At 48.7% G+C, this 16,853-nt stretch carries 14 protein-coding genes; 5 read left to right on the top strand and 9 right to left on the bottom strand.

All coding sequences use genetic code 11. From position 1 onward, the window contains the following. Positions 1-189: 189 nt before the first annotated feature. Positions 190-1,767, top strand: coding sequence for a methyl-accepting chemotaxis protein (locus ACN0TT_RS16275; RefSeq protein ID WP_417763197.1), 1,578 nt, complete (start codon positions 190-192; stop codon positions 1,765-1,767). A gap of 115 nt (positions 1,768-1,882) precedes the next feature. Here ACN0TT_RS16275 and ACN0TT_RS16280 read toward each other — a convergent pair whose 3' ends face one another. The 3 genes from ACN0TT_RS16280 to ACN0TT_RS16290 all read right to left on the bottom strand — a co-directional run bounded on the left by ACN0TT_RS16280 (position 1,883) and on the right by ACN0TT_RS16290 (position 5,968). Further along, entirely contained in the window at positions 1,883-2,749 is an 867-nt protein-coding gene (locus tag ACN0TT_RS16280) for a substrate-binding periplasmic protein (protein WP_417763198.1), read from the bottom strand. Between the two features lie 3 nt (positions 2,750-2,752). Beyond that, the gene (locus ACN0TT_RS16285) at positions 2,753-5,140 is read right to left on the bottom strand and encodes a Lon protease family protein (protein WP_417763199.1); all 2,388 of its coding nucleotides are present in this window, start codon (positions 5,138-5,140) and stop codon (positions 2,753-2,755) included. A 399-nt stretch (positions 5,141-5,539) separates the two neighbouring features. Continuing rightward, positions 5,540-5,968 (bottom strand): winged helix-turn-helix transcriptional regulator, encoded by a 429-nt coding sequence (locus ACN0TT_RS16290; protein WP_417763200.1) that lies wholly within the window; start codon positions 5,966-5,968, stop codon positions 5,540-5,542. Positions 5,969-6,144: 176 nt separating this feature from the next. Between ACN0TT_RS16290 and ACN0TT_RS16295 the strand changes: the two genes are divergently transcribed. Beyond that, positions 6,145-6,993 carry an SDR family oxidoreductase gene (locus ACN0TT_RS16295; RefSeq protein ID WP_417763201.1) on the top strand — a complete coding sequence of 283 codons (849 nt, stop codon included), beginning with the start codon at positions 6,145-6,147 and terminating at the stop codon, positions 6,991-6,993. A gap of 104 nt (positions 6,994-7,097) precedes the next feature. Here ACN0TT_RS16295 and ACN0TT_RS16300 read toward each other — a convergent pair whose 3' ends face one another. Then, positions 7,098-7,499 carry a helix-turn-helix domain-containing protein gene (locus ACN0TT_RS16300; protein ID WP_417763202.1) on the bottom strand — a complete coding sequence of 134 codons (402 nt, stop codon included), beginning with the start codon at positions 7,497-7,499 and terminating at the stop codon, positions 7,098-7,100. A gap of 163 nt (positions 7,500-7,662) precedes the next feature. Between ACN0TT_RS16300 and ACN0TT_RS16305 the strand changes: the two genes are divergently transcribed. From ACN0TT_RS16305 to ACN0TT_RS16315, 3 genes are all read left to right on the top strand, one after another. After that, on the top strand, positions 7,663-8,925 hold the full coding sequence (locus ACN0TT_RS16305; protein WP_417763203.1) for an EAL domain-containing protein: 1,263 nt from the start codon (positions 7,663-7,665) through the stop codon (positions 8,923-8,925). Between the two features lie 124 nt (positions 8,926-9,049). Next, entirely contained in the window at positions 9,050-10,672 is a 1,623-nt protein-coding gene (locus tag ACN0TT_RS16310; RefSeq protein ID WP_417763204.1) for a methyl-accepting chemotaxis protein, read from the top strand. Between the two features lie 123 nt (positions 10,673-10,795). Beyond that, positions 10,796-11,305 carry a TIGR00645 family protein gene (locus tag ACN0TT_RS16315; RefSeq protein ID WP_417763205.1) on the top strand — a complete coding sequence of 170 codons (510 nt, stop codon included), beginning with the start codon at positions 10,796-10,798 and terminating at the stop codon, positions 11,303-11,305. 128 nt (positions 11,306-11,433) lie between these two features. On the opposite strand, the gene gss is transcribed toward ACN0TT_RS16315, so the two are convergent. The 5 genes from gss to flgM all read right to left on the bottom strand — a co-directional run bounded on the left by gss (position 11,434) and on the right by flgM (position 16,840). Beyond that, complete coding sequence (gss, locus tag ACN0TT_RS16320) at positions 11,434-13,311, bottom strand: bifunctional glutathionylspermidine amidase/synthase (RefSeq protein ID WP_417763206.1); 1,878 nt, start codon at positions 13,309-13,311, stop codon at positions 11,434-11,436. Between the two features lie 141 nt (positions 13,312-13,452). After that, positions 13,453-14,031 carry a YceI family protein gene (locus tag ACN0TT_RS16325; protein WP_417763207.1) on the bottom strand — a complete coding sequence of 193 codons (579 nt, stop codon included), beginning with the start codon at positions 14,029-14,031 and terminating at the stop codon, positions 13,453-13,455. Positions 14,032-14,248: 217 nt separating this feature from the next. Beyond that, complete coding sequence (locus ACN0TT_RS16330; protein ID WP_417763208.1) at positions 14,249-15,763, bottom strand: diguanylate cyclase; 1,515 nt, start codon at positions 15,761-15,763, stop codon at positions 14,249-14,251. A gap of 358 nt (positions 15,764-16,121) precedes the next feature. Continuing rightward, the gene (flgN, locus tag ACN0TT_RS16335; RefSeq protein ID WP_417763209.1) at positions 16,122-16,559 is read right to left on the bottom strand and encodes a flagellar export chaperone FlgN; all 438 of its coding nucleotides are present in this window, start codon (positions 16,557-16,559) and stop codon (positions 16,122-16,124) included. After that, positions 16,556-16,840 (bottom strand): flagellar biosynthesis anti-sigma factor FlgM, encoded by a 285-nt coding sequence (gene flgM, locus ACN0TT_RS16340; RefSeq protein ID WP_417763210.1) that lies wholly within the window; start codon positions 16,838-16,840, stop codon positions 16,556-16,558. Before flgM ends, flgN begins: the two co-directional genes overlap by 4 nt. Between the last annotated feature and the right edge of the window lie 13 nt (positions 16,841-16,853).

Below are 16,853 nucleotides of genomic sequence, written 5' to 3' on the forward strand. Positions count from 1 at the left end.
AGAAGAGCGTTTCCCATAACAAGCCTAATAAAACAAACCCCGGCTAAAAAACCGGGGTTTGTCATTAATCTGAAGGGACCTTCGGGTCCCTTGTTTGTTATTAGCGCCAGCAAATAACGGATTCATGGTTTACGCTTAAGATAGTGCGAACGGATGTTCGCGATACCATGAATCATAAGAGGAAATTTAATGGCGTTAGCGTCGACATCGCAGTGGCAGTGGAGCGTCGCGGGAGTATTTAGCGGTGGCGCATTGTTGATGGCTATTCAGCAGGGAGCTGAGGCACAAGGGCTATGGGACTATGCGTTGGTGGCGTTACTGTGCCTACCTTTGCTATTGTTGATTTTGCGTCTGTGCCAGCGTCCTACTCCACAGCCTTTGGCGGCAATGGCAGTTGTCGCGTCGCAAGAACAGCAAGCTGTTAGCCAGATTGCTAAAGATACCAGCACCTTGGCTATTGGTGGTGCAGAGGTCTCTCACTTTGTTGATGAGCTGAAAACGACCATCGAGCTTAGCAGTGACACCGCCCAACGGATTAATCTGTCATCGTCGGCGCTATCTGACTCCACCATCGCCTTGAGTGAACACGTACAAGCCGTGTTGTCACAGGCACAGCAGTCTAAACGGCTATCGCTGGAAGGCCGTGATTTTGCGGTAAGTGGTTTTGCGGCTATTCAACATCTTAGCGGTAATGTCACCAATGCGGCGGCACACGTACAACAGCTGAAATCCCAAGCGGATGCGATTAAAAAAATCACTGAGGTGATTGATGCGGTGGCCGAGCAAACTAACTTACTGGCACTCAACGCTGCGATTGAAGCGGCGCGGGCAGGGGATGCTGGCCGTGGCTTTGCTGTGGTCGCTGATGAAGTACGAGCGTTGGCGGCGAAAACTGCGCAATCAACCCAAGATATCGCCGCGATGCTGGGCAATATTCGCCAGCAAACGGATGCGACCTCGACCTTGATGACGCAGGTGGTTGAGCGTACCGCTGAGGCGGTTACGGCGATGTCAGCGTTGGAACAACGGTTTGATAATATTGCCAATGGCGTTGAGCATTCGGCCGATGCGCTAGCACATATCGATAACTCACTACGCGAGTATCGCGATACCACCAGTAATATCGCTGCCAGTATCGGGCAAATTAGCGAATTGCTGCAAGATACCGATGGCCGTGCTCAGCAAATTTCTAAGCAAGCATTTGAGTTCTCGCGCAAGACTGAGGGGATTTTCCGTGCCTTGACCTTGTGGGACACCGATACGTTTGAACAGCAAGTGTTGCATGAGGCCCAAGCGGCCGCAGTCGCGTGTGGTCAACAGTTGGCGCAGGCACTACAGAGCGGCAAGTTCACTGAGCAGCAACTGTTTAGCCCCAATTACCAACGCATTGGCACCACCGAACCTGCTAAATATAGTACGGCATTTGATGGTTTTACCGACCAAGTTTTTCCCGATATACAGGAGCCGATTTTGCAGCGGCATCAAGGCATTGTTTACGCGGGTGCGGTTGATAAAAAGGGGTACTTTCCAACCCATAACCGCCGTTTTAGCCAGCCACTAACTGGTGATCGGCAACGCGATATTATCAATAACCGCACTAAGCGTTTGTTTAATGATGTGACCGGCATCCGTTGCGGCCAACATACCGAGACTATGCTACTGCAAACCTATAAGCGTGATACCGGTGAGGTGATGCACGATCTATCCGTGCCAATTTACGTTAATGGCCGACATTGGGGCGGATTTCGAGTGGGATTCAAAGCCTAGGGCTGTTGACCTTTGTTGCATCCAGCTTGCTTAGTTGACTAAGCGTCGCAGGTCTCGCCTCGTTCATAATGCGTTTAATTTGCACAAAAAATTAAACACTAAAGATAAACAGCCACTAGCGAATGTAGGGGGAAGCGTCATGGTTCTCGTGCGGCAATTGTGCCGTTCGCTGTAGCAGCGGAGCATGATACTTAGGCGTGCGCATAACGGGCAACAGGGTATGAATATCGACTGGTGTCTCGCGGCTTTGCAGTATGGCGCGATACTTATCTACCAGTTGTTGGTATTCGCCATTTGCTTTAATAGCTGCGAGTCCGGCATTGAAACTGTCGATGAGCGCCGTCCCTTCTAGGTTACACATACCGGTGGCGACATAGAGCTTGCGCTCATTGAGTGGCGGGCCAGTAAAGATAAATTGGCCCTCCATACGCTGCTGAAAGATGGTGGTAGCGGCGACGAGTTCATCCTCTACCACTAAATCGATGCGTTTTAGTGACAACATCTGCAAGTTGGCGGCTAAGCTGTGGTTGGCACGGAGGTGGTAACTAGGGTTGTTAATAAACTCATTACGGTAGTTATAACCGCGGATCACGCCGATATGTTTACCTGCGAGGCTGGCGATATCTTGATATTCAAAATCGTCATCTAACCGTTTGATAAAGCGTAAGCGATTGGTTAAAAACGGCTCGGAGTAGCGGATCTCATGCAAACGACTGGCTTCGTACCACACCAATAGCAAGTCGCTGTTACAAGTGGTGACCTCGCGATAAGCACGCGCCCAAGGTTTGACGTGTACTGTCAATGAGCGTTGCTGTTGTTGCAACGCCGCCCGCACAATCTCAATGGCTAAACCTTGTTGACCGCCTGTATCAACATAAGGCGGCCATTCATCGTTAGATAGGGTGACCGTTGTGGTTGCCTGGCTGCTCCAGCTAAACAACAAGATGATGCTGACGGCGAGACCGCGGGTAATAAGTCCCATTGTTTACGCTTTGGCCTCTAAGCTTTTACGCAGTTGTTCTACTTGCTGCTGCGCTACGCCGATAATGGAGTCGGCTTGATAGCGGCCATAACGGTTGGCTTTGGCCACACTGGTGTCGGTCAAAATCGCCATAGCTTCGGTGACATGCTCAACAGTCCAAATATGGAACCGCCCTTTACTGACCGCGTCGACTACCTCTTTTTTCAACATTAAGTTATGGGCATTACGTTTAGGAATGATCACCCCTTGGCTATTTTTACGGCCTTTGATGGTGCACACATCAAAAAAGCCTTCGATTTTTTCATTAAGACCACCGATAGGTTGTGCCTCACCGAATTGGTTCATTGAACCGGTAATGGCAATGTCTTGGCGAATAGCGATACCGCTAATGGCCGACATAATGGCGCAACATTCCGCCATGGAGGCGCTATCGCCATCCACTCCGGAGTATGATTGTTCAAACGTGAGCGACGTTGTTAGTGGCACCGCCGCGTCTTTGCCTAATAAGCCGTTAATGTAAGCACTTAAAATCCATACCCCTTTACTATGAATCCGGCCACCGAGGCGGACTTTGTGTTCAATATCTAATACCTCTCCGCGGCCGTGTGCTGTTGTGGCGGTGATACGATTGGGCATGCCAAATTGGTGATCGGTTGTGGCGAGGACTGACAGTGCATTGATCTGGCCGACGGCTTTGCCTTGTACTTCAATCAAGTTGGTGCCTTGCACAAAGCCCAACATCATCTGATCTCGCAAGCGGCTGACACGTTGCTCTTGCTGCTGTAATGCTTGCTCTACATGGGTTGCGCGAATGCGGCGGGCATTGGCGGACTTGGCACAAAAATGGGTTTCCCGCAGCAGGTTAGCGATGTTGGCCGAGTGTAACGACAGCATGGTTTGATCATCAGCTTGGCGGCTGCTGTATTCGATAATACGCGCGAGGGCTGAGCGATCACACTGCAATAAATGGTTATCGTAAACGATCGAGCTGATAAAACGGACGTAAAAGGCTTCGGATTCATCATTACGTGGCATCACGTCTTCAAAGTCGGCGGTGACGCGGAATAATTCACTAAAATCGGCGTCATACTGTTGCAACAGTTGGTAAGTTTCATAGTCGCCAAAAAGCACAATTTTTACGTCAAGCGCCACGGGCTCTGGTGACAGTGATACCGTACCAGACAAACTGACTTCGCGTTCTAGCGAGTTTAAATCCAGTGTGCGTGAGCGCAGTGCACGTTTGAGTCCATCCCAGACGTAAGGGCGCTCAAGCACTTTTATGGCGTCCATCAACAACACGCCCCCGTTGGCGCGGTGCAGACTGCCGGGGCGGATCAGTGAGAAGTCGGTAAATACCGTACCGCGATAGGTGGCGCTTTCCACGTAGCCAAATAGGCCGTGGTAGGTGGGATTCTCTTCCACCACCACAGGGAACCGCTCACATTCTTGATTCACCAGCAGGTTGACTTGATAACGGCGTGGCATTTTCTTTTCAAGTGAGGCATAAGCTAGCCCGAGCTGATCTTCGCTTTGCTCCAAAAAGATATCCAAATTGCTGAGCATATCTTTTTGCATGTTGCTTAAAAATGTACGCACTTCACTGATGTGGCGATAGTCGTCTTTCAACGGTTTGAAAAAGTGGGTTAACACTTCACGCGCGACTTGCTCATCATGCTGTTGTTGCTTAGTGCTAAACTCCTCTTCCCACTCAGTCAGTTGGCGCACAATGCCACGCAGGCGGATCTCTAAGTGGCGAATATTGTCATCGAACTGATTACGTTCACTGTCCGACAATGCCGCGTAAGTCTCATCGGTGTGCGGCTCATCTTCGCTATTTAGCGCGATCAATTGATAGTCACCATCGGGGCTGACGACTAAGCGAATATGCATCTCTTGTGCTTCTGCCGCTAATTCGCCTAAGGTGGCTTCTTGGCGTTGTGACAACTGCGCCTTGAGTTTATCGGCGCGGCGATAGTAGACCTCGTTATCAAAGGCTAATGGCAAGGCTTTAACTAAGCGTAGCACGACCTTTTCAACATCTTTCTTGAATTGGCTGCCGGTGCCAGCAGGCAGTTTAAGCACTTGTGGGGTACGTGGTTCATCAAAGTTAGCCACGTAGCACCAGTCGTATAATGTCGAATCTTGAAATTCGTGACGTTTTAAATAGCGCAGCATCATGGTGCGTTTGCCCAGCCCATTACGACCCACTGCATAGATGTTATAGCCTTTGTCACGAATCGACATGGCAAACTCTACCGCTTTTTGGGCGCGCTCCTGCCCAATAATTTCATCCAGTGGTTCGAGTTCTTTCGTGGTGGTGATAGTGTCCGGCAATTGCAGTAATTCTGCCTGACGATAGGTAAGGCTGGCATCAAGCTCAGTGATGGCCATGTAAGCGTCCTTGTTAAAAGATATCTATGTCATTTGACAATAAATGCCCACGCACTGCAAAGCAAATCCCTTAGTTACGAAGTGCTGATTTTTTAATCGTGTTAGCGACTTAGCCAAGGTTGATGCTTAGGCAACGCGGTTACAAAACTATGGCCGGAGTAGGTCGAGCATACAAACTTATACCACGTCATATCAGTTGCCTAGCGGGCATATGCATTCTAGGTTGGCTTGTGACCTTGGTGGTTTTTGTCGCTGATAGACGATGATTTAGGCAAGGCAGGTGGTACGCCGTTAGCATTCTCCATTAATCGCACCTGACGCTGCATGGATTGGGCGCTGTCGCTGCCCGCCCCCAAACGTGTTCAATTGGGATATATCGAACATGAGCGGTCTGCAGCCCTAGGATTGCCAGTGCTGCAACCCGTTGGTTTGCTGTAATTCATACTGCTGTTGTGCCGCTAAAATCTGCAGCAGGTTATTTTCAATCCAATCGGCTAAGCAAACAACTTGTTTGGCAATTGGATGCCCTAACTCCGTGAGCGCATATTCCACATGCGGTGGCACCACCGGAAAAACGGTACGACGGACAAAACCATCGCTTTCTAACTGTTGCAGTGTTTGCGCTAGCATTTTCTCACTCACGCCAAGTATCTTGCGTTTTAGCGCACTAAAACGGTGTTGCTCACCATCCATTAACGCTAACAGCACCAACACGCCCCAGCGGCTAGTGACATGTTTAAGTACATCACGCGAAGGGCATTTGTCAGAAAACACATTGCCGCGTTGCATCAACTCTGCGAGTGCGTGAGGAGTTAAGTCTTGGCTCATTTAACACTTACCTTTTTGTTGGTACTTACTAAAAGTTTGTGTTGGGCATAATATAGCTTTCAACGGTGTTTGGCTAGCAGCGTCTTGCAAGTATAAACCAGCGAATTCGGTCGGTTTTACTCCCCAACCGCCTAGCCTTAATGCCACTTTATCTCATGAATATTAAGGAGAACATCATGATTGCTGTAACTGGTGCTACCGGACAACTCGGTCGTTTGGTGATTGAAGCGTTGCTGAAAACGGTACCTGCTAATCAGATTGTGGCTGCGGTACGTAACGTAGCTAAAGCGGCTGACTTGGAGGCTAAAGGTATTCTGGTGCGTCAAGCTGACTATAGCAAACCAACCACGCTGACCTCAGCCTTTACTGGGGTGGATAAACTGCTGCTCATCTCCTCTAGCGAAGTCGGGCAACGTGCACCACAACATCAGGCGGTGATTGATGCTGCCAAAGCGGCTGGCGTTAAATTACTGACCTACACCAGTATCTTACGTGCTGATACTTCACCACTACTGCTGGCTGAAGAGCATCGTGTCACTGAAGCTTATATCAAACAAAGTGGCTTACCTGCGGTATTACTGCGTAATGGTTGGTACAGTGAAAACTACACTATGGGTGTGGTCGCCGCGATTGAACATGGTGCCGTAGCAGGTTGTGCTAACGATGCGCGTTTGGCGACTGCGACTCGCCAAGATTATGCAGAAGCCGCAGCGAAAGTGCTCACCAGTGACAACCAAGCGGGCAAAGTGTATGAATTGGCCGGAGACACTGCGTTCACCTTAACTGACTTTGCTAACACTATTAGCCGTCTGTCGGGCAAAAAAGTAGTTTATCAAAACTTGAGTGAAGCTGATTATGTGGCACTGCTGGAAAAAGTCGGTGTGCCTGGGCCATTTGCGGCGGTACTGGGCAACTCAGAAACTGCTGCGGCTAAAGGTGGCTTGTTTGATGACGGTCATCAGTTATCAAAACTGATTGGTCGTCCTACCACTCCAATTTCTGAAAGCATCCAAGCTGCGCTGTAATTGGTGACATTGGTTAATTAGTTAGGCGAGTAGTGAGTCATTCTGGGCTGACTACTCGCCTAAGTTATTTATGGGGGATGTCAGCATTTATAATTCACAATCTGTTACACCTTTCCTTGCTGCCAATGGTGCAATAATCTCGTCTGCTCCAGCAGTAGTTTTTTATTTTCGGCGGACAACTCATTAAACAACTTCAACAGCGTTTGTGTCTCTGCTGTTGCAATCACATCGTCGTGGTTAACGCGTTCGTCCTGGAGACTTGTATCCTTCACAATTCCATTCTCACACGCCTGCATTAGGCTTGAAGGCGTGGTGTCTAGGGCATAAGCGAGTTTGCGTAGGAGTTTTTGCGACGGCTGCCTTAAGCCGTTTTCTATGCGCGAAACATTACTGGTGGCAATGTCTGCATCCAGCGCGAGTTGTTCTTGGGTTAGTTTGCGTTGGATGCGCAAAACTCTAATAGCGTGTCCTATATGCATGGCGTGATTATCCGTGCCACTTGCCATATAGACAAAACCAGTTAGGCAAATTGCTTGACACAAATTGCCTATAAGGCAATATATTGCTGTCTGTTTGATTATTTAGCAATAAATAGTGGGCATGATGGCACCAAAGAGTGTTTTTTACTGTTAGAGCTCCAAATTGTTTATTGCATTTCGTCAGTAACATTTGAAAAAGGAAGTCAATGTGCTTGGTGATGGTCGTACTCTCCCGCGGGAATATGCGGTGTTGGAGCAGCTTACTGACAGTATATTGGTTGTCGATGCCGATAGTAACATTGTTTTAGTTAACAAAGCGGCGTTATCTAAGTGGAGCTATCGGCTTGATCAATTAATAGGCAAGTCAATATGTTCGGTGGTCGAGTATCCCGAATCTTACCAAGGTTTTGCTATCGGCCAACTGGTTGGCAGTACAGTACACTTATTGCTTCATCAAGGTAACGGTGTCAGTTGTAAAGTAGTGATGTCTGTCTCCAAATTGCTGTTGGAAGGGCAATGTCAGTATTTATTGGTGGCCAAATATTGTTATCCCTCTGAGTTACCGACCAATTCCACCATCTCTCCCTACCATCGTAAATTACTGGATCGCGGCACATTGGATGTACTGCAAAGCCGCACTCGTCCGCCCGCTGCCGCTGAACTGCCGTTAGCGACCGATCTGCGCGTTGCCATTCAGCAGCATCAGTTACAACTCTACTATCAACCGCAGGTTAATGTGATAACGGGAAGAATCTGTGGCGTTGAGGCCTTATGTCGTTGGTTTCACAATGATTATGGCATGATCGCCCCAGATAAGTTTATTGCCTTGGCTGAATCGGTCGGCATGATCACTGAGCTGGATTTGTGGGTATTGGGTTGCGCTTGTCGACAGTTAGCGCAGTGGCGCGCCAAAGGAGTAGATATTCCCGCTGTGGCAATTAACTTGTCCTCGGTCAATCTCACGATTGAGCACTTGCCTGAGTTGATCATGCAGGTGTTACGCGACAACGGCCTTACCACCAGTGATCTGGTTGTTGAGATCACCGAAAGTGGCTTCGTTGAAAAGGACGTTACGGTGAAAAATGTCATCAATCGACTATTCACCAGCGGCATAAAACTCTCTGTCGACGACTTTGGGGTTGGCTATTCCAATTTAAGCCGCTTACAGCACTTGCCAGCCATGCAACTTAAGTTAGATCGTAGCTTGATTGAGCATATCGACAGCAACGATGTGGCCAAATCAGTGAGTGTGGCGGCGTTGTTGATTGGCAAAAGTATGCAGCTACAAGTGGTCGCCGAGGGCGTTGAGTCTGCCGAGCAGTGCCGCATATTGCAGCAGATTGGTTTTCCGGTGGTGCAAGGCTATTTTTTTGCTGCACCGCTGAGTGTGCATCAGCTTGAACAGTGGCTCGACTCGCACAGCAACGGTATGGTTGATGTGCAACATCTTTAATTGAGCACAAGTTATTTCGAGCTGCGGTTTTGTGAGGTTAGAGGTCGTTTTTTCTGCCCATGCAATTACGGACAGTCTGAAATTAGAGATCGCAACCCTACAACAATAAGAGCAAGGGATAGATATGATACGTACAGTCGGCATAGCAAAACGTTCATTATTTTCATTTGGAATACTCGGTATTGTGACCTTATTACTCGGTGTTTTTGCGAGTTTTCAATTGAATTTGTTAAAACACGATGTGGATGTCATTAGTGAGCAATGGCTGCCCGCAGTGATTAATACAGAGAATCTACAGCGAGATTTTCTCGGATTACGATTAAGCGCGATGGAGATATACGCCGCGCAATCCAGCCATGATTTAGACCGAGTGGAAGGCAATATTAGCGATTGGCAGCAAAAATTATTGCAGTCAGACAACGCGCTACAGGCCTTTGTTATTTCATCGCAGAGCAAGCAGCGTTTAAAAACGGTAAATCATGCGCGCGACCGTTATTTAGCATCGTTAAAACAGGTTATTGGCTTGATTCGGCAAGATAATATGCCGCAAGCGCTACAACTGCGAGCTGCCGAGTTAGTGCCGTTGTCTGAACAGTTAAATACTGAGCTGAAGCAACTGGTCGCTTATCAGCATCAACAAGCCGACGTCGCTACGCAGCAAGCGAATAAAGTGTTTGAGACTGCTCAATGGGCTATCGGTGTCGGGTCGGTGGTGGCGGTGTTGATCGTGTTCGTATTGGCGTGGGTTTTTAGCCAAAGTTTGATTGTGCCGCTCAAAACCGCGGTGCGCGTGGCGCAAACTATCTCTAACGGCGACTTAACCGCTAAGTTCAGCGATGATGGTAAAGATGAAGCTGCCGAGATGATGCGGGCGCTGGCGCAGATGCAAACGAACTTGCGCAACGCATTACAGACCATCGGTGACTCTTCCGATCAACTTGCTGCTACGTCGGAAGAGCTTAGTGTGGTCACCAATCAGTCAACGCAAACCTTGAATGAACAGAGTGCTCAGTTGCAGCAGGCGGCATCGGCCGTGAATGAACTGACCGTCGCCATTGATGATGTTGCCCATAGTGCCGTGAGCACCTCAGATAATTCCAACTCCGCCAATGACAAAACGGTGCAGGGCATGCAACAGCTACAGTTGACCATTGACACCATTGAAACCTTGGCGGCAGGCATTGAGCAATCGTCCCACAGTGTTAGTCAGTTAGCACAGCATGTGACTGACATCGGCTCGGTGATGGATGTGATCCGTGGTGTGGCGGAACAAACCAATCTGCTAGCGCTGAATGCCGCCATTGAGGCCGCTCGGGCTGGTGAACAAGGTCGTGGTTTTGCAGTGGTGGCGGATGAAGTGCGGCAACTGGCATCGCGGACACAACATTCCACCACAGAAATTGAAGCGATGATCACAGCCGTGCAGCACGAAAGTGACAATGCCGTCGCCGATATGCACCAGAGTAATGTCAAAGCCACCGCCACCTTAAAAGTGGCTAACGATGCCCAACATGCATTGACGGAGATTGCTACCCTCATTCATGGCATCAACGAACAAAACCTGACCATTGCTGCGGCCGCAGAGGAGCAGGCGACAGTTGCGCGTACGGTGGACGGCAGCTTAGTGTCAATTCGCGATCTGTCTGTTCAAACCGCTGTTGGTGCAAGACAAACCAGTGAGTCAAGCACTGAACTGGCAAAACTCGCTGAACGACTTAACGAGCTGGTGACCAAGTTTACGTATTAAAATCATACAGTTTACTAAGTTAATACCCAGTGCTCTTTGCGCTGACTAGCTTGCTGAACGAGGTCAGATCAGAGATGATGACCTCCTCTTTACATTAATTGCTTACTTAAAGGTGATGTGAGTATGTCGAAATTGGAAACGACGTTAGAACGCTTATTCTTTAGCGCTCGCTGGATGCTAGCGCCATTTTTCTTCGGCTTGATGATCGCTGTCATTGCCTTGCTTTTTAAGTTCTTTAAAGAGCTCTATCTGTTGGTATCGGGCGTGATCACTGGGGCGATAGACAACCCTATCACCAATATCCTAACGCTGGTGGATAGTGCGCTATTAGCTAGTTTACTGTTGATTATCGCGTTCAGTGGTTACGAGAACTTTGTCTCTAAAATGTCGATTGGCGAGCATGAAGATCGTCCCGGTTGGATGGGCAAAGTGGGATTTTCTGATTTAAAACTTAAGCTGATCGGTGCCATTGTGGCTATTTCTGCAGTGGAGTTGCTGAAAGTGTTCGTGGACTCCGATAATTTAAGCAACACCACCTTGGCATGGAAAGTGGGTATTCACTTAACCTTTGTGGTGTCCGGTGTGTTGTTTGCGTTAACAGATGCGATTTCCGATCGTACTGGCAAGCACTAATCGCCACAAACCGTGCTGATAAAAAGCCCCTGTGAGTGACCTCGCTGGGGCTTTTTTACTGGAATTGACGAACAGGTTATCTTGTTACTGAATGCGTTGCAGCCAATACGCTGCCTACGCTTTCAGCGCTAGAGCTGGTTATCGTCTACTACGCGCAGTGGTAACAAATCACTGTCGGTGGTGATAATCAGTGAATCATCAATGCGCACACAACTGCCACCGTAGCTGCCGCCAAGCGCAAAAGTGCACATCTGCACACGGTAGTGACCAATCTGTGGCAAGCGCCATAACTCTTGATAAATCACATTCTGCTCAGCGAACCGTCCGGCCGTTTCACCTAAGACGCTGTCGTGTTTATCTACCAGACTGACGTTATCACCGCAGCGACCAGCAATCGGCTTGCGTACATAACCATGGGCGATCAACTCGTCGGTGAGTGTAAAGCTGGCGTTCAATAGATAGCGATGATTTGGGAACAGCGACCACAGCACAGGCAAAATCGCCTTGTTGCTTGGGATAAGTGTCCATAATGGCTCATACACTTGTACTTCGGGGCGCAGCAATACATCAATCAGGCGTACTGGTTCATAGGCGGCACCCGTGCGGATTGGCGGTGCATTGAGTTCGTTCTCACACTCGTCACGGATTTGGTCAAGTGCCGTTTCCCATGCCCACGTTTTCCACACACAGCTAATGACATCGCCTTCGGCATCAACCACTTCGCCATCTGCATTCCAATGCAGCGTATGCAAACCGCGAATAATTCGGGTTTCAATCCCAGCGTTGTGCATTGCTAACTGCATAAACTGGGCGTGGTAATCTTCCTCTTTATCATCGTCCTGTAAAATATGGACGCGGCCAGTTACCCCTGAATGGCGCCAAGTCTCAGTCATCGAATGGAGTAGGTCGGCACCGGCGTCCTCACCGTCATGGCAACCAATGGCGTCAGCCCATAAGCCTTGAATTAGGCCTGCCTCGGTATGACACGACGCAGAGTCAGCATTGTATTCATAGACTTTCAGTCCTTTTGCCGTCATGCAAAAGTCAAAACGGCCACTGATCATCTGATGTCGGCGTGTTTGCCACGAGCGTTTGAGACGCGGCCACAGCACTTTAGGAATATTGAAATGCTCCAACAAACTATCGTCCCGCAGTACCACTTCAGTGGCGTGCAGATACATCAAATGCAGTTCATTGGTTGCTCGAATAAGTTCGCGTTCCGCCGTTGCCGACATCCTAAAGTAACGCTGCTGTTCGTTGGTATTGTTGGTTAAATAATGGCCGTTCATGGCATGCACAAATGCTGCTTGTACTGGCGCTTGCTCGTTAAGCCAATGCGCTTTGGCGATAGGCTGCGGCATTTCTCGGCTATTGATATCAAACAACGCAGGGTTAACCCATTGGGTTGGCTCAGCGTGAGTTGTGTCGTCGGTTTGGATCATCCAACCTAAGATCTGTGTATCTGGGTAGCCTTCAATAATGCGATAGCCTTGTGTCAGCGTGCGCTCAAGCTTCAACTCGCGACACCATTGCTGGCCAAGTGGCAGTTTATTATGTTCGACATTTTGCTCGGCAATGCGTACCCGATCAGCGAGCACTTCGGTGACTACGGCGACGTGGCCGGTTACTTCAAACTCCCCCCCTTCAGCCCAAATCAATAAGGCCCCCGCTTCAGGCGCTTTTAACCCCCCATTAGCAAAGGCTTGCAGCGGCAATAGTGCATCATCTTCAACGCGGCGATAGTGGCGAATGGCAAATATGTCATAGGCCATTGGTACATCGGTAAACACCAAACCACGATTGAGATACAACCAGCGACGTGCAAACTCGACACATTGCCATTTGTAGCCCATGTATTCGTTATTGATGTAACTGCGGAAATCACTGTGATGAGTATATTGACTACGATCGACCGAGTCGTAGTCGCTAGAATAGATAGCAACACCGCCAGGTGCGTGCCCTAACAGCGTGCCGAACGGTTCGGCGGGAAACTGTAATTTATGCAAAGCCACTCTCCATGCACTTTGGCTAGATGCGGCAGCATAGCGCTGTTGTCCTAGCAACAGAAGTGGTCAATAAGATTTATTTGCGGCAAAAACAACAATGCCCGCAGCAGCGGGCATTGATATATCACTTAGCGGTAATGATTACTCAGTCGCTTCAGTAGTGATACGGATAGTGATTTCATCACTTACGTATGGAACGTATTGCGCCATATCGAAGTCTGAACGTTTGATGGTGGTAGTTGCATCAAAACCGATAGCTGGCACTTTTTTCATTGGGTGTTCGCCTTGGCCGTTCAAGGTCACTTTCAGGGTTTCTTCTTTAGTGATGCCTTTGATGGTCAGCTTACCAGTGACGTCGTAAGTTTTGTCACCAGTTTTAGTCACTTTATCACTCACGAAAGTGGCTTCTGGGTGCTCAGCAACGTTGAAGAATGCTTTTTCCATGAATTCGTCGGTCAATGCTTTTACGCCAGTATCAATAGTTTTTACTGGGATAGTGACTGATACAGAAGATTTTTCAGGGGCTTTATCGTCGAATATCAGTTTACCGGTGACATCGCGGAAATCAGCGGTTGGGTTAGAGAAACCAAAGTGGTTCCAAGATACCACTACGCTGGTATGAGTTGGATCTAGTTTATAGGTTGCTGCCATAGCAACGCTGCTCAAACTAGATACGCCTACCAGTGCCAAACCTAAGGTCATTTTTTTCCAAGATGTCATGTGAAGCCTCTCTTTCCTTGTGGCCCGTTATTGTAACGTTGGCCGTTGCGTGATTTTGGTGGTGTTGACACAGTACTGCGCAGGGAGAAAGCTGCTGAGTATCAACATTGTTCTGCAAATATAATAAGTTCGATAAAGTTTAATACAACGGCTAAATATTGGAGAAAACATTCCATTTTTTAGGACAATCTACGCAGCTAGTTGTTAGCGGCGCTGCTTAGCTTGCGACAACAATCTGATTACGTCCCCGTTGCTTAGCTTGATAGAGCGCGTTGTCGGCAGCATCAAACAAGGCCTGCGGATTCAATGGCTGCTGAGCGGCCTTCGTTGCGACGCCGATGGATACAGTGACAATCCTCATCGGTGCTGCCGAATGTGGGATCCCTAACGCCTCAATCCCTTGGCACAAGTTGGCCGCAACGTATGTGGCATTCTCTGCGTCGGTGTTTTCTAAGACCACTACAAACTCTTCGCCACCAAAACGAGCCACTAAATCGGTCGCGCCATGTGTCAGTTGCTTCAGCCCGTTGGCGACTTGTTGCAACACTTTATCGCCTTTGGCATGACCCTGCGTATCGTTGTAGGATTTAAAATGGTCGATATCAACAACTAATAACGACAAAGCTAACGTACTGTCGACCTTATGGGAAGCGAGCGCGTTGAGGTAAGTGTCAAGTGAACGCCGATTGGCAAGTCCTGTCAGTGCATCGGTGTTACTTAACTCTTCTAGCCGCAGGTTTTGCGCCTTAAGCTTTTGTTGTTGCTGTTCAACAACTTCCAGTAGTTCGTCAACTTTTCCCGCTAGGCGAAATAGCTCACTATTACCTCTGAGGTGGGTTCTGACGCTGTAGTCATTGCTTAAAGAGGCATAGCTGACGGTTTGCAATAGCCGGATAATCGGCCGTACTACGCGGATGCTAATCGCTGCGAAGAATATCACTAAGATAGAGGCGGTCATCAGCAAGCCTGCGATGGTGGAGGAGGCTAGATAGGATTGGTCATATAGCCTCGGACTTGGGGCGAAGGAAAAGGCCAGCAGTGGCTTGCCTTGTATATCTCGGGCGCCAATCAGCAGCCGCTCTCGATAGATTTGCGCATTCACGCCTTTTTGGAGCAATTCTGCTGACAGATGCTGGAACAATACCTCGAGTTCATCTCCGGTATGGATGTCGATGGGGTCGCTATCCTCTAGGCTCAGCTTATCGACAAAGTCATTATCAATAAATTGCCACACCACCATGGTTCCGGCTGAGGGACCATTTTCGTTGGTCGGAGCAATACTATGACTAAATACGGCGGCGGGTTGTGCCAATACGTGGGTAAATTGCAGCCGTATAATCGGTTTTAGCTGATTTGCGCGCACTTCGGATGGGTTGATCAGCAGCGACGTATAACGACTAGGATCAGTAAACTCCGGGGTGCTTAATGGGGTAAAGCTCGGATCAACACTTAAGCCTGTGATCAATTGCCCTTGTTGGTCATAAAAATAGACGCCGTTGAATTTCTGCTTGGCAAATAGTTCTTTGAGAAAAAAGTTACGCTTAAACCAATCCACATCATGCTGCTGAGCGGCTTGATAGGCTTCATCCCAAACGGCATTGTCATAGGCGTAATTACTGTGGAGTTTGAGCCGTTGATAGATCTGATTTTTGATACGCAGCACTTCAACGCGGTCATTATAATGTGCCAGTTCGTTGAGTTGCGGCAACACCCAGAAGTAGCGAATCAACATCTGTACCCCAAGTGTAGCGATACACGCCGCAGCAACTCCCCAAAGTAATCGCCTGCGAAGCGTTGAGCGTGAAAACATCATTGGCTCCTGAGTTATGGATTATTGGGGGGGCGATTGACCTTTGCTGATCGTTATGCCATCAGCCTACTTAGTTTTGCTCGGTGTAAGTGACGGCGCATTCATCGTGCCTTTTACCTGAACAAGCCTGCAATAGTGCAATTCTGTACCCCGGTGGGCGCTCGTCCGTGAAAAGCTAATTAAGTATAGAGGGGGTTAGCGGCTTTGCTATGTTGTTGAAATTAAATTTGAAGGAAGTGATTATCCGCCATATCTAAGTAATGGCGGATAGCTAAGGCGTTTAGGCGCGAAAGTCAGGGTACGCCTGTTGGTTTTTGAGGTTGCCGAGCTGAGTCATGATGTTACGTTGGCAGGCCAATAATTTGCCCGCACGCTCGTTCATCATATTGCAGGTTTGTACCTTTAAGCTGATTTCCTTTAGTAGGTTAGCTACTTGATTGCGCGTTGGCGTCGGGAGTTTGGCCTGCAGCATTTTTAGGCCCTCTTTATCGCCGGGTAGGCCGAGTTGCTTTAGGTATTGTTCACGGCCTTGATTGGATAACCGCAGCTCATCCAACAAGGTCAACATCTTATCGTTGAGGTCGGGTAACTGTTTACCATCACGATTGCTTAACAGTTCATATTGGCGCTCGAACTGCGCAATGAGGAGGTTCAATTGGTTGATATCGCCACGAATACTCGCGAAAAAACCTTTGAGATCTTTGATGGATTCGCTCATCGACGGTGCAGCTCCAACACTGCGGAAATCAGTGCATCGGCATCCAGCGACAGCTCGCCTTTTTCAATGGCGCTGCGCATTGCATTCACTTTATCCATATCGACTTCATCTTTGGCACTTAAATGTTGCAACGAGGCACCAGCAGCCAGACTGGCATGACTAATTTTGGCACTGTTTTCTACTGCGGCGTGCGTGTTTGGCTTGGGTGTTTCGGCGGCGGTTTTCTGGGGATCAGCTTTCAGCTGCTCAATAGGAACCACACCTTGGTTGCGAATTTTCATGCTAAATACTCTC

This window comes from Shewanella sp., assembly GCF_048265805.1.
Taxonomy (GTDB): domain Bacteria; phylum Pseudomonadota; class Gammaproteobacteria; order Enterobacterales; family Shewanellaceae; genus Shewanella.

Excerpts from the sequence above, each read along its gene's own strand:
- flgM (WP_417763210.1), bottom strand. The coding sequence starts at position 16,840 with ATGAAAATTCGCAACCAAGGTGTGGTTCCTATTGAGCAGCTGAAAGCT.
- ACN0TT_RS16325 (WP_417763207.1), bottom strand. The coding sequence starts at position 14,031 with ATGACATCTTGGAAAAAAATGACCTTAGGTTTGGCACTGGTAGGCGTA.
- ACN0TT_RS16330 (WP_417763208.1), bottom strand. The coding sequence starts at position 15,763 with ATGTTGATTCGCTACTTCTGGGTGTTGCCGCAACTCAACGAACTGGCA.
- flgN (WP_417763209.1), bottom strand. The coding sequence starts at position 16,559 with ATGAGCGAATCCATCAAAGATCTCAAAGGTTTTTTCGCGAGTATTCGT.
- ACN0TT_RS16285 (WP_417763199.1), bottom strand. The coding sequence starts at position 5,140 with ATGGCCATCACTGAGCTTGATGCCAGCCTTACCTATCGTCAGGCAGAA.
- ACN0TT_RS16300 (WP_417763202.1), bottom strand. The coding sequence starts at position 7,499 with ATGGCAAGTGGCACGGATAATCACGCCATGCATATAGGACACGCTATT.
- ACN0TT_RS16280 (WP_417763198.1), bottom strand. The coding sequence starts at position 2,749 with ATGGGACTTATTACCCGCGGTCTCGCCGTCAGCATCATCTTGTTGTTT.
- ACN0TT_RS16290 (WP_417763200.1), bottom strand. The coding sequence starts at position 5,968 with ATGAGCCAAGACTTAACTCCTCACGCACTCGCAGAGTTGATGCAACGC.
- ACN0TT_RS16310 (WP_417763204.1), top strand. The coding sequence starts at position 9,050 with ATGATACGTACAGTCGGCATAGCAAAACGTTCATTATTTTCATTTGGA.
- ACN0TT_RS16275 (WP_417763197.1), top strand. The coding sequence starts at position 190 with ATGGCGTTAGCGTCGACATCGCAGTGGCAGTGGAGCGTCGCGGGAGTA.
- ACN0TT_RS16295 (WP_417763201.1), top strand. The coding sequence starts at position 6,145 with ATGATTGCTGTAACTGGTGCTACCGGACAACTCGGTCGTTTGGTGATT.
- ACN0TT_RS16315 (WP_417763205.1), top strand. The coding sequence starts at position 10,796 with ATGTCGAAATTGGAAACGACGTTAGAACGCTTATTCTTTAGCGCTCGC.